A 17,043-nucleotide genomic window follows, 5' to 3' on the forward strand; every position below is an offset into this window, starting at 1 on the left:
TCAAGATGGGATGTAAGGAGGAAAAAATATGTCACGTGAAATAGTTTTATTTATAGCCGCTAGCTTGGATGGATATATTGCGAAAGAAGATGATGATTTACAGTGGTTAATGGAAACCGAAGGAGAGGGAGATAACGGTTATACAGAAATGTACGAAACGATTGATACAATAATTATGGGAAAAAGAACGTACGATTATGTAGTAGAGCATATGGAAACATTCCCGTATTTAGATAAAAAATGTTATGTTTTTTCTAACTCACAAAAAGGTTCAAATGAACACGTGGATTTTGTAAATGAAGAGGTAGTGGAGTTTACGAAAAGGTTGAAAGAGCAAGAAGGATCTAAAATATGGATGGTCGGTGGAGGGAGTCTACTGAGAGAGTTCTTTAAGAATAATTTAATTGATGAATATGTTGTTACAATTACACCGCATATATTAGGTTCTGGAGTTCCGTTATTTCAAGACAAGAATCCAGAAATTAATTTAACTTTAACGGATACGAAACGTTTTGGGCAATTTGTAAATTTATATTATAAAGTAAAATGATAAAGTGAAACTTTAATCAGTGGGGGTTTTGTTCATCTCCCACTGATTATTAGTTGAACCAATCGGGCTTTTACGGGCAGTTGATCCCCCACCTAACTTCTTTGCTTCCGCTGAATTTTGATGTAGGGGTCTTACTGCCCGTTAATGCGGGATAAAAAAACACGACTATTGATGATAGTCGTGTTTCTTTATGGATGGTAATGAAACTATAAAGCAAGACCCGTAATCGACTTCGCTCGTTACAGTAATATTTCCGCCGTGTAGTTCTACAATTTCCTTCACGATAGAGAGTCCTAAACCAGTTCCGCCTGTAGATCGTGATCTTGCTTTATCGACACGGTAAAAGCGGTCAAAAATGTGAGGGAGGTCTTCAGGTGGAATACCTTCGCCTTCATCTTCAATTGTAATGGAGATACGTTTATGTTCGTCTGTAATAGAAATGTTTATATGAGAATGTTCTTTTGAATGTCTATAAGCGTTATTTAAAATGTTCACTATCACTTGTTCGAATCGCTGTTCATCTAAGTTTACTAGCAATGTAGGAGAACAAGAGAAAGAAACTTTAATGTATCTTTCTTTATACATGGCGTTTACTTTTTCAGCTATGCGAGTAAGGAAGGTGTGTAAATGCACTTCCTTTACTTGAATAGAAAAGCTATGTTGTTCTATTTGTGCAAGTGAAAATAAATCTTGAACTAAGTTTGTAATGTAATCAGACTCGTCTTTTATAATTGATAAATATCGCAAACGTTGTTCAGGAGGGGTGCTTTCTTTTAAAGCAATGTCAGCATAACCTCGTACGTATGTTAACGGTGTTCGTAATTCGTGAGCAACACTTGCTAGAAATTCACTTCGCTCTGTTTTCATATAATGTAAATCATTTGCGAGCGTTTGAATAGATGATGCTAGTTCACCAATTTCATCATTTCGAGTAGTCGTTAATGAAACGGACAAATCGCCTTTACTCATTTTTTCAGTTGCATGTTTCATGTGTAACAATGGCTTTGTTAATAAACGTGATAATAGGAAAATTGTGATGACTGTGAGTAGAAACGTGATGGCACCAGCAATAATGAATTGTTTCGTTAATCCATTAACCAACTTTTCAATTGATTCTGTTCCAAGAAACATGTACACATAGCCTTCATGTTTTCCATCGACTACAATAGGGCTAACTGTACATATATAATTAGATGTTTTCCAATGATTTTCTATAATCGCTCCATTATGGTCTGTTCGAGTTTGCATTTTACTAATATGATCGTTTATAGTCGTGTTTATTTCGTTAGATTTAGCTAGTATTTCTTTATTTGTATTTGTAATAACGACAGTTGTTTCAGCTTCAGATTCCATTAGTGCTACGTGAGAGATTGTTTGCTTATCATAATATTTTTCAAGTACATCACGATGACTGTTTCCACGTTTTAATAAAGCAGTCATTTCTTCATTTACTCTAGTGTTTACGAGACTATAATAGAGCAATACAAATAGAACACTTTCAATTAAAAGTGTGACAATTAAAAAATAAAATCCGAATTGAATAGAGATTCGTTTCATCACTTTGCTCCTTAATGTTCGGTATCAATCCATCGATAACCTACTCCATACACGGTTTTTAAATGATGATCAATAGGGAAATTTGCTTTTCGCAATTTATCACGCAAATTACGAATATGTGAATCGACTGTGCGATCTTCTGTATTTGTGTTTAATCCCCAAATTCGTTCAATGAGCTGATCACGGCTTAATACATAATTCACATGGCGTAAAAATAACCCGAGTAAAGAGAATTCGATCGGTGTGAGAAGAAGTTCTTCATTATGTACAGAAGCGAAGTGTTTTGTTTCATCCCATACAATACCGTGATATTGGATTTGTTTATGTTCATTTGTACGTCTTAAAACGGCTTCAATTCTTGCGAAAAGTTCTTCTTCATGGAAAGGTTTCGTTACGTAATCATCCGCTCCGAGTTTTAATCCTTGGATGACATCTACTGTTTGATCACGAGCGGTAACCATAATAATAGGAACGTTACTAAATGAACGGATTCTTTTGCACGTTTCCCATCCGTCCATCTTTGGCATCATAATATCGAGTAAAACAAATTTAAAGTTTCGATTTTCTATATGTAAAATAGCTTCTTCTCCGGAAGTCGCACATACGCAGTTATATCCAATTGGAGTAAGATAAAGCGTTAATAATTCAAGCATTCTCGGTTCATCGTCTACGAGCAGTATATCAATCATAGAGAGCCCTCCATATTTATAATCGTTACTTAAAGTGTAATGCAAAATCATGAAGAAATGGTGCAGATTATGATGTGTCTGCATAATTTCTTCAGAATTGCTTGTTATTGTGGAGTTGAAATTACATTTTAGGTAATCATATTGGCTCAAAAATGATTAATACGGAGGCGGTATAGTGAAAAAAATGACCCAAATTTTTGGGATAACAATAATTACAGCAGTTGGTCTTGCTGGATGTGGGCAAACGAATACAGACCATAAAAATCATGAATCTACAAAAGAGAAGAAAACAGAGCAAAAGGAAATGAAAATGAATCAGGAAGTAACCGCGCCAAAAGAAATGAACGAAGGGGCATCGAATGATTTATTAACGACAAGTCTAAAAAATGTAACGAGGTTAAATACAAATGACCCCCTAAAAATGGCAGTGTTAACTTCGCAAACGATATGGCCAGCAACCCATAAAGAGAACCAGCCAGGTGCTGTTATTTTAGTACCAGCAAGCGAGTGGCAATTAGGTATTGCGAGTGCAGACCTTATTCATCATCCGAATAACGGGCCGATTTTATTTATAGAAAAAGAAAAGATACCGGAAATGACGTTAAAAGAAATAAAACGATTAAATCCAATCGGAACGAAAGATGGAACACAAATTATGGTGATGGGAGATGTAGGTACTAGCGCGCTTGAACAATTGAAAGGTTATAAAGTAAAACAAATAAAAGAAACGGACCCAGCTATATTTGCGAAGGATGTTGATAAGGAGTATGCCGATATAACAGGAAGCTACCCAAATAGTGTTATTATCGGTTCGTCTGCAGAAGAAGGACGTTTATATACAACACCCGCTGTAAATTGGATTTCTCATATGCCGGAACCACTACTCTATACAGAAAAGAATAAAGTGCCAGAAGCGACAATAGAGGCATTAAAAATGAGAAAAGATAAAGCAAATATATATGTATTAGGGCCAGAAAAAATTGTTTCAAAAGAAGTAGAAAAAGAGTTAAGCAAATACGGGAAAGTAACGCGTATTAGTGGAGAGACCCCTACAGAAAACTCGATTGCGTTCGCTAAATTTAAAGATGAAAAAACAAAATTTGGCTGGGGATTCACAAAACCTGGTCACGGTTTATCATTTGTTTCAAGCAAAACACCAGATTTAGCAGTTGCTGGAGCACCTTTTTCACATATGGGTAAACACGCACCTATTGTCTTGTTAGAAGAAGGGAAAGCTTCACAACCAGTGTATGACTTCCTTGCTACTATTCAGCCGAAGTTTAAAGATGATCCAACACTTGGACCATATAATCATGGCTTCTTATTAGGAAGTACGAGTGATATTTCATTTGAAACACAAGGAATACTAGATGAGAGGTTAGAAATTGTTCAGGAAAGTGGTCAAGGACACGGTGGACATTAATAAAGTGAGTAAAGGCGCTGCTAAGGTAGCGTCTTTTTCTTTAGGAAACTTTTACATAGCAAAAAATCTTCTACTCGTTATATAATAGCTTTCGTGCAGTCGGCTAGATTTTCTTATGGAGAAAATCAAATTATAAAGGAGTAGAGGAGTGGTATTTTGTTTCAAACGATAAAAAATGACTGGTTTTCTAATGTGAGAGGGGACGTGTTATCAGGAATTGTCGTTGCTTTAGCATTAATCCCTGAAGCGATAGCCTTCTCTGTTATTGCAGGCGTGGATCCGACAGTTGGACTATACGCAGCCTTTTGTATTGCGGTTACCATTTCATTTGTTGGCGGAAGAACTGGAATGATTTCAGCTGCAACAGGTGCAATGGCATTATTAATGGTAACGCTTGTTAAAGATCATGGTTTGCAATATTTATTTGCTACAACAATATTAACAGGTATCGTCCAAATTATTTTTGGCGTGTTCAAACTGAGCTCATTTATGAAGTTTGTTCCGAAATCTGTTATGAGTGGTTTTTTAAATTCACTTGGAATTTTAGTTTTTACAGCGCAATTACCGCATTTTAAAAATGCAACTTGGCAAATGTATGCACTCGTTGTATTAGGACTTGCAATTATATATTTATTTCCACGTATTACAACGGCTGTACCTTCTACGCTTATTTCAATTATTATTGTGACGAGTATTGCACTTATGAGCGGATTACAGTTGAAAACAGTAGGGGATATGGGAAGCCTACCGAAAGAATTACCGTTCTTTAGTATTCCTGATGTGCCATTTACATTAGAAACATTAGGGATTATTTTACCTTATGCAGTTATGCTTGCAATCATTGGTTTACTAGAGTCTTTATTAACAGCTTCAGTTTTAGATGATATGACGCATACAGAAAGTAATAAGCATAAAGAGGCACGCGGACAAGGGATCGCAAACATCGTTGCTGGATTTTTCGGAGGAATGGCAGGATGTGCAATGATCGGTCAATCTGTTATTAATATTAAATCAGGTGGACGAGGTCGCCTATCAACATTTGTAGCGGGCGGATTTTTAATCGTATTACTATTCGTTTTAGGGAATTATGTCGTTCATATTCCGATGGCAGCTTTAGTTGCGGTTATGATTATGGTTTCAATCGGAACGTTTGATTGGAACTCTGTAACAACGATTCATAAAGTACCAAAAGGAAACGCATTTGTTATGATTGTAACAGTTGTGATTGTCTTAATTACACATAATTTAGCATTAGGTGTAATTATCGGAACAGTAATTAGTGCGGTGTTATTTGCATTCAATATGGCAAAGATTCACGTGAAACATTTATATATTGAAAATAAGAAAATATACGAAATTCACGGTCAACTTTTCTTTGCATCTACAGCCGATTTCATAAATAATTTTTCATTTAATGAAGATGTAAAAGAAATTGAAATGAATTTTACTCATGCGCACGTATGGGATGATTCAGCAGTGGCATCAATTGATAAAGTTATCATGAAGTATGAGCAAAGTGGTGTGAAAGTAAGTATAACAGGATTAAATGAACGTAGCTCAAAACTTGTTGCAAATTTGGCTACTTATAATAAAAGAATTGCTAGTTAAAAGCCTCCTTTTTAGGGGGCTTTATTATATAATACGAGTAGGATAACGAAAAGGGGATTCAGCATATGTACAAACAAATTATATTAGCATGTGACGGTTCTGAACATGCACTTCGAGCAGCGGAACATGCAACATATATTGCGAAATGTAGCGAAGAAACAAATGTTGAAGTTGTGTACGTAGTAGATAATAGAACGGCAAAATCAGATATTATACAAGGTCAAACAGACTTAGAAACAATATCAGCTAGTCGAAAAGATAAATTAAAAGAGATTGAAGGTCTATTAAAGAAAGAGAACATTTCTTATACAATTACGATATTACATGGTGATCCTGGAGATACAATTGTTCAATATGTAAATACAGGAGATATAGATCTTGTTATCGCTGGAAGCAGAGGGCTAAATACACTGCAAGAAATGGTGCTTGGTAGTGTCAGTCATAAAATAGCAAAACGAGTGAAATGTCCGGTGATGATTATAAAATAAAATAGAATGTAATGAAGACCTTAGTATAACTGAGGTCTTTTTTATGTATAAATAACTCTTATTTGTGGAAATACTAGATATATAAGTTGAAAAGATGTTAACTTACAAATTTGTAAGTTAGTTGTTAGAGAAATCGATGTTATGAAATTTTTCCCATTGGTAAAATAAAAGTATCACAGGGGAGATAGGGAGGATGGAAGCAATGAAATCATTTCAAAATTTGTCATATAGTCAAGGGGTAAGCTTAATTTGTCTAGGGGGATTTGCTGCATCTGTTACGTTAGCTGTTTTAATAAAGGTGTTTCATCAAATTTTTTAATATTAGAGTAGGGAAGGAATTGGTTGTTATCATTAGTAGGAACAGCAATGAAAATAAAAAATAGCTCTTAGCATGTATGTAGATGCTAAGAGCTATTTTTATGATTTTTATATGTTATTTAAGCTTGTTTTGATTTTACTGACCCTGTATTTAAAGTAAGGGCAAGGAAGAACATTGCAAGTATGCAAGATGCAAGTAATAAGATGAATCCGCCATCCCACCCGAATGCATCTACGATAAAGCCCATAGCGGCACTAGCGAAAGCAGCTCCGCCTAAGTAACCGAAGAATCCAGTTAAGCCTGCTGCAGTTCCAGCAGCTTTCTTTGGTGCTAAGTCAAGAGCGTGTAGACCAATTAACATAACCGGTCCGTAAATTAAAAATCCAATTGCGACAAGAGCGATACTATCAACCATTGGATTACCAGGAGGATTTAACCAGTAAACAAGAACTGCGATAAATACACCAATCATAAATAAAATACCAGCAGGTGCACGACGTCCTTTAAATAGTTTATCACTCATCCATCCGCAAAGAAGTGTACCTGGAATACCAGCCCATTCATATAGAGCGTAAGCAGTACGTGAGCTACTATGAGTAAAGCTTTTTTCTTCTACTAAATAAGTAGGAGCCCAGTCTACAACGCCGTAACGTACGAAATACACGAAAACGTTCGCAATAGCGATGTACCATAAAAATTTATTGTTTAGTACGTATTTAAATAAAATTTCCTTTGCCGAAAGTTCGCGTTCGCGATCTTTTATTTTCTCATCTGGTGGATATTCTCCAGTATGCTCTTCAATAGAAGGTAGTCCACAAGATTGAGGTGTATCTTTCATTGTAATTAGTACATAAATACCAACTAAAATTGAAAGAATACCTGGGAAGTAAAAAATACTATGCCAGTCATTTGCAAAGAAGTATAAGCCTAATGTTACAAGAGAAGGCATCAGCGCGCCGCCGACATTATGAGCGACGTTCCAAATAGACATTTTTGTACCACGTTCGCTAATAGAGAACCAGTGAACCATCGTACGACCACAAGGAGGCCATCCCATGCCTTGTACCCATCCATTTAAAAACTGAAGTACAAACATAAGTATAATGCTCGTTGTAATGAAAGAAAATGAGCCGAAAATAATATTAATGATACCTGATAAAAATAGCCCAGCTGCTAAAAAGTAGCGAGGATTACAACGGTCGGATACGATACCCATAAGAAATTTACTTAATCCGTAAGCGATAGATACTGCTGAAAGGATAACCCCAAGTTCCCCTTTACTAAATCCTTGCTCGATTAAGTATGGCATTGCTAGTGAAAAGTTTTTTCGAACAAAGTAGTAACCTGCATAACCAATGAAGATACCTAAGAATACTTGTAAACGTAATTTACGGTATTCGCTATCAACGCGATCAGCTGGTAAGCGTTCCGCGTGGGGCGCAGGTTTAAATAATTGTGTGAAAAACATAAAATGAAAATCCTCCCCTAATTAATTCGAAGCGTTTTAAGACAGAGAATATAAAAAGGCCATGAAATATAAAAAAGTTTCCTTTTTTATGATTCATAGCCGTGTACTCCGTTTCTCCGTGACTGTCAATATTAACTTCGTCGAAAATTATACAACTTTGTGACAAAAATGTAAACGTTTTTATGAATAAAAGTATTGACGGATTTTGTTCGTGGGATTAATATTTAAATACGTTAAATATTTTATTGTTTAAATAAGAGGTGGATAACATGCCAAATGATATGACGCATATCGATAAAATTCAAGCTCTAGCCTTTTCGATTGGAAAGAAAATGCAGACGGAGTTATTAGAACAAATGCAAGCAACAGGACTTACACCACCGCAGTTTTATATTTTAAAGATTCTAGATCATTATGGGGCTTCAAGAGCGACAACATTAGCAAAAAAGATGTACGTGAAGCCTAGCGCAATTACAGTGATGATTGATCGTCTAATCGATCAAGAACTTGTAGAACGCTATCACGACAAAGATGACCGTCGTGTTGTCATCATCGAGTTAACGAAAAAGGGGAAATCTAGAGTAGAAGAGGCAATGACAGCTCGCAACGAGCATATTGCAAAATACTTTTCACATTTAGAGTTGCAAGAAAGAGAAGATTTATTACGTCTCTTTGAGAAGTTAGAAACCATTATTTGCGGGACACAAGAGAAAAAAGAGAATAACTAAGAGGAATTGAGGAGATTACATGGAACAACAAGAAAATCAAAATAGAAAGTTGTTGTTAATCGGTTTAGTAATCGCGATGCTATTTGCTGCATTAGATGGAACAATTGTTGGTACAGCAATGCCACGTATCGTCGGTGACCTAGGCGGATTAAGTTTAATGACATGGTTAACAACAGCATATATGTTAACATCAACGACAGTTGTACCAATTGCAGGTAAGTTAGCGGATTTACTTGGTCGTCGTAACGTATATATAACAGGGCTAGTTATTTTCATGATTGGTTCGGCGTTATGTGGTATGGCAAATGGTATGACAGAATTAATTATTTTCCGTGGTATTCAAGGTCTTGGTGGCGGTATTATGATGCCAATGGCTATGATTATTATTGGAGATATGTTCACGGGAAAAGAACGTGCGAAATGGCAAGGTATTTTTGGTGCGTTATACGGTCTTGCTTCTGTAATTGGACCACAAGTTGGTGGGTGGATTGTAGATGCAGTGAACTGGAGATGGGTATTCTACATTAACTTACCGGTTGGTATTTTAGCAACAATCTTTATTGCAATGGGATTAAAATCACATAAACAAACAGGACCAATTAAAATTGATATCGCTGGAATCTTTACGATGATTCTAGGTGTTGTAAGTTTATTACTTGCGCTAACGTTTGGCGGAAAAGATTATGCATGGGACTCTTGGCAAATTATCGGTTTATTTGCACTAGCTGTAATTGGTATCGTTAGCTTTGTTATTGTTGAAACGAAAGCTGAAGAGCCGATTTTACCAATGCATTTCTTTAAAAATCGCACATTTACAATACTGAATGCGATTGGATTCTTTATGAGTATTGGAATGTTCGGCGCGATTATGTTCGTACCATTCTTCATGCAAGGTATTGTAGGAGTAAGTGCTGCTGAATCAGGAACAATTATGACTCCAATGATGATTACAATGATTGTAATGAGTATTATCGGTGGGCAACTTGTATTAAAAGTTGGTGTAAAACCACAAATTATCGCAGGTATGCTTATTATGGCGGGTGGTTTCTGGTTATTAACAACGATGGATATGCACACAACGAAGCTTACAGCTACTTCTTATATGATGGTTATCGGTTTAGGAATGGGTCTTGTAATGCCGACATTAACATTAGCGTTACAAGAAAGCTTCCCGAAAAAAGACCTTGGTGTCGTAACGTCATCAAGTCAGTTCTTCCGTCAAATTGGTGGAACATTTGGTATTACAATTTTAGGATCAATTATGAATAACACTTCAGGTACAACGTTAACAAATAAATTAGTACCTGTATTAGATACATTCCCGAAAGAAGCGGGACAAATGGTAACGAAATTTAAAGATATGATTCACACAGATCCACAAGGTTTATATTCGATGCTATTTAGCCCAGAGGCATTAAAACAAATGCCAGAAGCGTTCGCTAACAGCATTGTACCTATTTTGAAAAACTCTTTAGTAGACTCGCTTCATACTGTATTCTTAACAGGATTAGTATTTATCGTAGTAGGTGCCATCTTTACGATTTTCTTACAAAAAATTAAATTATCAGATCGTAAAAAAGATGCTAAAGAGCCTGCTGTAGAAGAAAAAGAAAAAACTGTATCATACTCGTAATGAAGAAGCATCGCCTTATGGCGGTGCTTTTTTGAGTATAACCTTAAAAGCTTTTTAGTGAGAAATGATTGACGTATTTTTAGAAATACGTTATATTATTTTCTGTAAACGGTTACATGAAATGAGGAGAAAAGAGAATGAGTACGATTAAAGACGTTGCGAAATTAGCGGGAGTATCTGTTGCGACCGTTTCCAGAGTTTTAAATAAAAATGGATATGTTCACGAAGATACATTAAAAAAGGTAGAGCGTGCAATTGAGATGTTAGATTATAAGCCTAGTACAGTAGCGCGTTCACTGTATAATAAAAAGTCTCGTTTAATTGGCTTAGTTGTTCCAAATATCGTGAATCCGTTCTTTCCAGAAGTTGCACGTGCCGTAGAAGATGTAGCACATAAACAAGGTTACACAGTTGTCCTTTGTAACTCTGATGAAAGTTTAGAAAAAGAGAAACAATACATTGATGTACTTAGACAAAATAATGTAGATGGATTTATTGTAGCAACGAATCCACAAAATAGTGTTAATTACATGAATTTATCTGTCCCGGTTGTTGCGATTGACCGTATGTTTAATGAGCGTATTCCTACTGTATATGCAGATAACTATGCAGGAAGTCAGGCTGCGACAAAGTTGTTACTAGATAAAGGATGTAAACATATTGCACATATTCGCGGTCCACGTGATGTGAGTACTGCAAATGAACGTTTTGAAGGTTTTGTAGACGTTATTACGCAAAATAATCTTTCGTATATGATTGCAGAGAGTACGTTTGATCCAGCAAATAGTGAGCGTGTAGCGATGGAATTATTAGAAGAATACCCGCATATTGATGGTATTGTTGCTGGGAATGATTTAATTGCGATTGGTATTGTAAAGGCTGCACTTCAAAAGGGGATTGCCATTCCAGATGATTTACAAATTATTGGATTTGATGGAATTTCTTTAACAGAAATGATGTATCCATCTATTACAACAGTTGCACAACCGATATATGAAATGGGGAAAATTGCAACAGAGTTGTTGTTAGAGCAAATGGAAGGAAATACATTAGAAGAGAAACACTATCGTTTGCCGATTGAAATTATAGAACGAAATACAACGAAGTAAGGAGATGAAACAGATGCCAAATATTGCAGTAGTAGGAAGCATTTCAATGGACTTAGTGGCTGTTTCAAAAAAACGGCCGAAAGCAGGAGAAACAGTAATTGGTGAAGCGTTTCATACAATCCCAGGAGGGAAAGGGGCAAACCAAGCAGTTGCTGCAGCTAGGTTAGGAGCAAATGTAGCGATGGTTGGAGCGGTAGGAAATGATGATTATGGAACAGTAGTTAGAAAAAATTTAGAGAACGAACGCATTTTTATCGATTATGTGGTACCGGTTACAGATAGAACGACAGGAATTGCTCATATCGTTTTAGCAGAAGAAGATAACAGTATTGTTGTCGTACAAGGGGCAAATGCTCTTGTAAATAAGTCAGTTGTAGATCGCTCCAAAGACCTTCTTGTAAAAGCGGATATGGTTGTTCTTCAACTAGAAATTCCACTTGAAACAGTAAAATATGTATTGGCTATTTGTGAGGAACATAATATTCCTGTTATGTTGAATCCAGCGCCAGCACAAGTTTTATCAGAAGAAATTTTAGAAAAAGCAACTTATATTACGCCAAATGAACATGAGTGCCGCATTGTATTAGATGATTTTACATCACCAATTGAAGATTTATTGGCGAAGTATCCAAATAAATTATTGATGACAGAAGGTTCTAACGGTGTTCGTTTCCATAATGGCACAGAGATTGTACATGTTCCTAGCATTGCTGTTGATGTAGTGGATACAACTGGAGCTGGTGATACATTTAATGGTGCGTTAGCAGTTGCACTTTCTGAAGGAGAGACACTTCAAAAAGCAATTCGTTTCGCGAATATTGCCGGTGGTCTTTCTGTAACGAAACTTGGAGCACAGGGCGGTATGCCAACGAGAGATCGAGTACGTGAAGTGCAGGTGATTGTTGGATGAAAAAGCATGGTGTATTAAACAGTGAAATCGCGGCAGTCCTTGCTTCACTTGGGCATACAGATACGGTTGTAATTGCTGATTGCGGGTTACCGATTCCGGATGGAGTAAAACGAATTGATTTAGCTGTTGAGATTGGAAAACCGAGTTTTTTAGAGGTGTTACAAGTTGTAGCTGATGATATGGCAATCGAAAAAGTGACGTTAGCAGAAGAAGTCATTATAAATAATGCGGAAGTAAATAAAGAGATCGAGCAAAAATTAATAGAGCCAGCATTTGAGTATGTATCTCATGAACAATTTAAAGAGCATACAAAGAAAGCGAAGGCGATTATTCGTACAGGCGAGGCTACGCCTTATGCAAATGTAATTTTACATGCAGGCGTGATTTTTTAATAAAGGGAAGTGATGGGAATGCATATTGAAATGAAAAACATTTCAAAGGCGTTCAATGGCAATCCTGTTTTGAAGAATGCACAGTTTATGATTGAAACAGGAGAAGTCCATGCATTGATGGGGGAAAATGGAGCGGGTAAATCAACGCTCATGAAGATTTTAACAGGTGTATACAAAAAAGATGATGGGACAATCACGATTGATGGGCAAGAGCGCACCTTTAAAAATGCGAAAGAAGCTGAAGAGTACGGCATCGCATTTATACATCAAGAACTAAACATATTGCCGAATTTAACAGTAGCTGAAAATATGTTTCTTGGTAAAGAGTTAATGTATGGGAAAACAGGTATTTTACGCACTCGACAAATGAACGCGATTGCGCAGCAGCAACTAGCAGAGCTAGGATTGCATGTAAGAGGTGCTATGTTAGCAGAGGAACTATCGGTTGGACAACAGCAAATTATCGAAATTGCGAAAGCGTTAATGACAAACGCGAGCGTTATTATTATGGATGAACCTACTGCGGCACTGACGGATCGTGAAATCGAAACGCTCTTTATAGTAATCAATAAGTTACGTAAAGAAGGTGTTTCATTCGTGTACATTTCGCATCGTATGGAGGAGATTTTCTCGATATGTGATGCCATTACGATTTTGCGTGATGGAGAATACGTTGGAAAGAGATTAATTCCAGAAACATCATTTGATGAAGTAGTGAGTATGATGGTGGGGCGCAGCATTGGTGAACGTTACCCAGAGCGAAATAGTCAAATTGGTGATGTCATTTTTGAAATGCGTAACGGAACGAAGAAAGGGAAATTTGAAAATGTTTCGTTTCAAGTAAGGAAAGGTGAAATCCTTGGTGTAGCTGGTTTAATGGGAGCTGGTCGCACTGATATTATGAAAGCGATATTTGGTTATGAACCTTTAGATTCTGGACAAATTTTTATAAATGGACAAGAAGTAAAGATTGATAGTCCGATAGATGCAATTAGACAAAGAATTGCTTTCATTACAGAAGATAGAAAGTCTGAAGGATTAGTGTTAGATTTTTCAATTCGAGAAAATTTAGCTTTACCGAATTTAGAAAGTCTTTCAAAGGGAAGTGTTCTAAGCAACGAGCTAGAACAACAGTTTACAGAGGATATGATGAAGCTTCTTAATGTGAAAGCATCTAGCGGAGAGCAGGCAGTGAAATCTCTTTCTGGTGGAAATCAGCAAAAGATTGTAATCGCAAAATGGCTAGGCATTCATCCGCAATTACTCATTTTAGATGAGCCAACAAGAGGTGTCGATGTTGGAGCGAAAAAAGAAATTTACTCTATCATGAATAAGCTTACTGAGCAAGGCGATGCCGTTATTATGGTATCATCTGAGCTTCCGGAAGTTTTAGGAATGAGTGATCGAGTTCTTGTTATTCATGAAGGAAAAGTCGGCGGCATTTTAGGGAAAGATGAGGCATCACAAGAGTCTATTATGGCACTAGCTACAGGGGGAGAGTAAGGATGGCTAAGAAGGGGAATGTATTACAACAACTCGGTTCTTTAATCGGTTTAGTATTAATTATCGTCGTAATTACAGTTTTAAATCCAGCGTTCATTGAAATTCCAAATTTATTTAATATACTGCGTCAAGTATCGATTAATGCGCTTATTGCATTCGGAATGACCTTCGTAATTTTAACAGGGGGTATTGACTTATCGGTAGGTTCTATTTTAGCATTATCAAGTGCACTTGTTGCTGGAATGATGGCAAGTGGCATGGATCCGTTCCTTGCAATGGCAGTTGGACTATTAGCAGGTCTTGTAATGGGGGTTGTAAACGGTATCATCATTGCGAAAGGAAAAGTAGCTCCATTTATTGCAACTTTAGCAACAATGACTATTTTTCGTGGGTTGACGCTTGTTTATATGGACGGACGTCCGATCACTGGTCTTGGTGATCATTTAATGTTCCAAATGTTTGGCCGCGGTTATTTTCTTGGTATTCCGGTACCAGCTGTTACAATGATGATCGCTTTCGCAGTACTGTACTTCATTTTGAAGAAAACGACATTTGGCCGTCGTACATTTGCAATTGGTGGAAATGAAGAAGCAGCAGCACTATCAGGTATTAATGTTACGAGAATTAAAGTAATGATTTACGGTCTTTCTGGAATTTTGGCAGCGCTTGCAGGTATTGTCTTAACATCACGACTAGATTCTGCACAGCCGACTGCAGGTACTTCTTACGAATTAGATGCAATTGCAGCAGTTGTATTAGGTGGAACAAGTCTTTCTGGGGGAAGAGGATGGATTGTTGGTACATTCATCGGTGTACTAATTATCGGTGTACTAAATAACGGTTTAAATTTATTAGGTGTATCTTCTTTCTTCCAACAAGTTGTAAAAGGACTTGTAATCTTACTAGCTGTATTAATTGATCGCCGAAAAGAAGCGTAATGGAGGGACAGTTCATGAAGAAATGGTTACTTATACTCGTTGCATGTATTATGGTCATTACTGCTGGTTGTTCAATGGAACCACCAGAATGGGCAAAGGATTCTAGCGATAAAGGTCGAAATAAAACTATTAAAGTTGGATTCTCTGTTTCAACTTTAAATAATCCCTTCTTTGTAACTTTGAAAAAGGGTGCAGAAAAGAAAGCGAAAGATAGCGGCATCGAATTGATTGCTGTTGATGCGCAAAATGATGCAGCGAAGCAAACGAACGATGTTGAAGATTTAATTCAAAAGGGTGTCGATGTAGTTGTTATTAATCCGACCGATTCAGATGCTGTTGCTTCAGCGGTAAGTGCGGCAAATGCAGCAAATGTTCCTGTTATTACAGTAGACCGCGTTGCGAATTCAGGTAAGGTTGTTTCTCACATTGCATCTAATAATATCGAAGGTGGTCAAATGGCTAGTGATTACATTCGTGAATTAGTCGGCGAAGGAGCAAACGTTGCTGAGTTAGAAGGAATCCCTGGATCGTCTGCTGCTCGTGAACGTGGGAAAGGATTCCATAACGTAGCCGATAAGTCTTTAAAAGTAGTTGCCAAACAAGCGGCTGATTTTGATAGAGCGAAAGGATTATCTGTTATGGAAAACATTTTGCAAGCAAATAGCGATATTAAAGCCGTGTTTGCGCATAACGACGAGATGGCATTAGGTGCACTTGAAGCATTGAAGTCTGCTGGAAAAACAGATGTAGTCGTTGTTGGATTTGATGCAACTGAAGATGCTGTGAAAGCGGTTAACGATGGGCGTATGGCTGCAACAGTCGCTCAAAAACCGGAATTAATCGGAGAGAAGGCGATGCAAACAGCAAAAGAGATAACACAAGGTAAAAAAGTGGACAAATCTATTCCGATTGAATTAGAGCTTATTAAGAAAAATAAATAAATATAAAATGAAAATTAGGAAGGAAGAATAACAAATGAAATTCTTTATTGATACAGCAAACATTAACGAAATTAAAGAGGCAAATGCATTAGGCGTAGTAGCTGGAGTAACGACAAACCCATCACTTGTAGCAAAAGAAGGCGTAGATTTCCATGAGCGTATTCGTGAAATTTGCAGCTTTATAGAAGGACCTGTAAGTGCAGAAGTAATTAGCTTAGAAGCTGATAAAATGATTGAAGAAGGAAAAGAATTAGCGAAGATTGCTCCAAACGTTGTTGTAAAAGTTCCAATGACAACAGAAGGTTTAAAAGCAGTAAAAGCGTTCTCTGATTTAGGAATTCGTACAAACGTTACATTAGTATTCTCAGCAGTTCAAGCATTACTTGCAGCTCGCGCTGGTGCAACATATGTTTCACCATTCTTAGGTCGTTTAGATGATATCGGTCATAACGGTATGGATTTAATTCGTCAAATCGCAGAAATCTTTGCAATTCATGGCATCGAAACAGAAATCATTGCAGCATCTGTACGTCACAGCGTTCACGTAACTGATGCAGCATTAAACGGTTCACATATTGCAACAATCCCAGCAAACGTAATTGCTTCATTAGTGAAGCACCCATTAACAGATCAAGGAATTGAGAAATTCTTAGCTGATTGGGAAAAAACACAAGAGAAATAATAGAAAATCAAGAATCCTAGTTTAATTGACTAGGATTCTTTTTTATTTAAAAGAATTTTCATGCAATTTTGCATATTGTCTTTTAAATTTGTTATATAAGATATT

17 protein-coding genes are annotated in these 17,043 nt (G+C 36.8%); 14 read left to right on the forward strand and 3 right to left on the reverse strand.

The features are described from left to right. Positions 1 to 28 precede the first annotated feature (28 nt). Positions 29 to 550, forward strand: a complete 522-nt coding sequence (locus CN409_RS24630) for a dihydrofolate reductase family protein (RefSeq protein ID WP_000085772.1) — start codon at positions 29 to 31, stop codon at positions 548 to 550. Positions 551 to 715: 165 nt separating this feature from the next. Here the strand turns inward: CN409_RS24630 and CN409_RS24635 are convergent, their stop codons facing one another. Together CN409_RS24635 and CN409_RS24640 are read right to left on the reverse strand one after the other, a co-directional pair. Further along, complete coding sequence (locus CN409_RS24635) at positions 716 to 2,107, reverse strand: sensor histidine kinase (protein ID WP_000822549.1); 1,392 nt, start codon at positions 2,105 to 2,107, stop codon at positions 716 to 718. 11 nt (positions 2,108 to 2,118) lie between these two features. Further along, positions 2,119 to 2,796: a response regulator transcription factor gene (locus CN409_RS24640; protein ID WP_000565487.1), complete on the reverse strand. Its 678-nt coding sequence runs from the start codon at positions 2,794 to 2,796 to the stop codon at positions 2,119 to 2,121. Between the two features lie 175 nt (positions 2,797 to 2,971). Between CN409_RS24640 and CN409_RS24645 the strand changes: the two genes are divergently transcribed. The 4 genes from CN409_RS24645 to CN409_RS24660 all read left to right on the forward strand — a co-directional run bounded on the left by CN409_RS24645 (position 2,972) and on the right by CN409_RS24660 (position 6,634). Further along, positions 2,972 to 4,219 (forward strand): ArsR family transcriptional regulator, encoded by a 1,248-nt coding sequence (locus CN409_RS24645; RefSeq protein WP_097981452.1) that lies wholly within the window; start codon positions 2,972 to 2,974, stop codon positions 4,217 to 4,219. 156 nt (positions 4,220 to 4,375) lie between these two features. After that, a complete protein-coding gene (locus CN409_RS24650) occupies positions 4,376 to 5,827 on the forward strand; it encodes a SulP family inorganic anion transporter (protein WP_000487912.1) in 1,452 nt (483 codons plus the stop codon). 65 nt (positions 5,828 to 5,892) lie between these two features. Beyond that, positions 5,893 to 6,315 (forward strand): universal stress protein, encoded by a 423-nt coding sequence (locus CN409_RS24655; RefSeq protein WP_000277998.1) that lies wholly within the window; start codon positions 5,893 to 5,895, stop codon positions 6,313 to 6,315. A gap of 202 nt (positions 6,316 to 6,517) precedes the next feature. After that, positions 6,518 to 6,634: a DUF4027 family protein gene (locus CN409_RS24660; protein ID WP_000834733.1), complete on the forward strand. Its 117-nt coding sequence runs from the start codon at positions 6,518 to 6,520 to the stop codon at positions 6,632 to 6,634. 118 nt (positions 6,635 to 6,752) lie between these two features. Here the strand turns inward: CN409_RS24660 and glpT are convergent, their stop codons facing one another. Next, a complete protein-coding gene (glpT, locus tag CN409_RS24665; RefSeq protein WP_000466386.1) occupies positions 6,753 to 8,102 on the reverse strand; it encodes a glycerol-3-phosphate transporter in 1,350 nt (449 codons plus the stop codon). Positions 8,103 to 8,371: 269 nt separating this feature from the next. Between glpT and CN409_RS24670 the strand changes: the two genes are divergently transcribed. From CN409_RS24670 to fsa, 9 genes are all read left to right on the forward strand, one after another. Continuing rightward, entirely contained in the window at positions 8,372 to 8,830 is a 459-nt protein-coding gene (locus CN409_RS24670; protein WP_001132366.1) for a MarR family winged helix-turn-helix transcriptional regulator, read from the forward strand. Positions 8,831 to 8,849: 19 nt separating this feature from the next. After that, positions 8,850 to 10,463 (forward strand): MDR family MFS transporter, encoded by a 1,614-nt coding sequence (locus CN409_RS24675; RefSeq protein ID WP_000437648.1) that lies wholly within the window; start codon positions 8,850 to 8,852, stop codon positions 10,461 to 10,463. Positions 10,464 to 10,600: 137 nt separating this feature from the next. Beyond that, positions 10,601 to 11,572 (forward strand): ribose operon transcriptional repressor RbsR, encoded by a 972-nt coding sequence (gene rbsR, locus CN409_RS24680; RefSeq protein WP_000104047.1) that lies wholly within the window; start codon positions 10,601 to 10,603, stop codon positions 11,570 to 11,572. Positions 11,573 to 11,585: 13 nt separating this feature from the next. Next, on the forward strand, positions 11,586 to 12,482 hold the full coding sequence (gene rbsK, locus CN409_RS24685; RefSeq protein ID WP_001132865.1) for a ribokinase: 897 nt from the start codon (positions 11,586 to 11,588) through the stop codon (positions 12,480 to 12,482). Then, the gene (gene rbsD, locus CN409_RS24690) at positions 12,479 to 12,874 is read left to right on the forward strand and encodes a D-ribose pyranase (protein WP_000716151.1); all 396 of its coding nucleotides are present in this window, start codon (positions 12,479 to 12,481) and stop codon (positions 12,872 to 12,874) included. Before rbsK ends, rbsD begins: the two co-directional genes overlap by 4 nt. Before the next feature lie 18 nt (positions 12,875 to 12,892). After that, positions 12,893 to 14,377 (forward strand): ribose ABC transporter ATP-binding protein RbsA, encoded by a 1,485-nt coding sequence (gene rbsA, locus CN409_RS24695; protein WP_002162933.1) that lies wholly within the window; start codon positions 12,893 to 12,895, stop codon positions 14,375 to 14,377. A 2-nt stretch (positions 14,378 to 14,379) separates the two neighbouring features. Continuing rightward, positions 14,380 to 15,315, forward strand: a complete 936-nt coding sequence (locus CN409_RS24700) for an ABC transporter permease subunit (RefSeq protein ID WP_001074650.1) — start codon at positions 14,380 to 14,382, stop codon at positions 15,313 to 15,315. A gap of 14 nt (positions 15,316 to 15,329) precedes the next feature. Then, the gene (rbsB, locus tag CN409_RS24705; protein ID WP_000758976.1) at positions 15,330 to 16,256 is read left to right on the forward strand and encodes a ribose ABC transporter substrate-binding protein RbsB; all 927 of its coding nucleotides are present in this window, start codon (positions 15,330 to 15,332) and stop codon (positions 16,254 to 16,256) included. A gap of 34 nt (positions 16,257 to 16,290) precedes the next feature. Then, on the forward strand, positions 16,291 to 16,938 hold the full coding sequence (gene fsa / locus CN409_RS24710) for a fructose-6-phosphate aldolase (RefSeq protein ID WP_000667667.1): 648 nt from the start codon (positions 16,291 to 16,293) through the stop codon (positions 16,936 to 16,938). The last annotated feature ends 105 nt before the right edge of the window (positions 16,939 to 17,043 follow it).

Source organism: Bacillus sp. AFS012607 (assembly GCF_002558005.1).
Taxonomy (GTDB): domain Bacteria; phylum Bacillota; class Bacilli; order Bacillales; family Bacillaceae_G; genus Bacillus_A; species Bacillus_A thuringiensis_S.